At 32.0% G+C, this 1160-nt stretch carries 1 protein-coding gene; it reads left to right on the top strand.

All coding sequences use genetic code 11. The annotated features are described in order from the left end of the window. Positions 1–234 precede the first annotated feature (234 nt). Positions 235–1095 (top strand): HNH endonuclease, encoded by an 861-nt coding sequence (locus B1A98_RS20010; RefSeq protein WP_041114667.1) that lies wholly within the window; start codon positions 235–237, stop codon positions 1093–1095. Positions 1096–1160: the final 65 nt, after the last annotated feature.

Here is a 1160-nt window from a genome sequence, read left to right as displayed (position 1 = left end):
TTCATTCAAATCTCGTAATTTGTACATGTCATCGGGTTCATTTCTCCATATCTTCATTAAATCACTTCCTATTCTCTTCATTTTTCATCATTATACAACAGAATCATATGTAATATAAAAATGAACATATATGGTTATTAGTTATTCAAAAGGAAAATATATGTAAAAAACATATTCCTTTTTTACCGTTTTATTGTATGATTGTGTTTGATTATGAAATTATGAGGTGAAAATATGAATCGGTTTTACAAAAACATGTGCTTATTTCTCTCTGTAATTCTGTTTTTAAGTGCTACTCTTCCTTTTGCAGCAGAGAGAAACAGGGCGTCAGCTAACACTTTAGAGGCTTTTGAAACAGAAGCTGACAGCTTTTGGTCTTATGAAGATGATACGTCAGCAGCTTCTAATTCTAGTAACATACGCACTGGGTACTTGTCAGGTTATACATACCAATCAGGAAATTTAGTTACTTATGATGAAGTAATATTTGATGATCCTAACTTGTCCCTTTATATGAAGAGTACACCTGGAGAACTTCAGTATGACGATACTGATAATTTGGCAAACTATCCTCAAATGGCTTATGAAGATATGAATACGCCAACTGATGATATTGCATATAGCTCTTCTATAGCTCCTGCGTGGTTAATTCCTGTTTTAGTTCCTGTAGTATCTCGAGTTGGACAAAAGATTTTTGTTAAGCAATTTTTAAAAAAGACAACAAAAAAGATTATAGTAAGAAATGGACACTTAGCTGGAAAAAGGCATCCTGTTACCAATGTGAAATTTTCTTCAAATGGTTTTCCTATTTTTTCTCAACTGTATCAACTCTCCCTTCCAAAAACACTTTGGAAAGCATCAAATAGAAAACAATTTAAATATGCAAATGAAAGGCTATTGAATGCAATTCAAAATAAGTCTGGTATTAGAAGTAAATTCAATGAAAATCAAATTAAGGATATAAAGGCAGGAAAAACACCAAGAGGTTATGTTTGGCATCACCACGAAAAAAGAGGCATTTTGCAATTAGTTAACAGAGAAATTCATAACAAAACTGGTCACACTGGTGGAAAGGCTATTTGGGGATCTCTTTAATGAGTTAAAACATTGAACTTGTATTCTAAGTTCCCTAAATTATAAAAAGCGATTTTGATCACTAA

This window comes from Pseudobacillus badius, assembly GCF_002189605.1.
Taxonomy (GTDB): domain Bacteria; phylum Bacillota; class Bacilli; order Bacillales; family Domibacillaceae; genus Pseudobacillus; species Pseudobacillus badius.
Note: the sequence above shows the minus strand (reverse complement) of the source record. Positions and strands in the feature narration are given on the sequence as shown.

Bases quoted from the DNA above. Each gene is read 5' to 3' on its own strand.
- B1A98_RS20010 (WP_041114667.1), top strand. From the start codon at position 235: ATGAATCGGTTTTACAAAAACATGTGCTTATTTCTCTCTGTAATTCTG.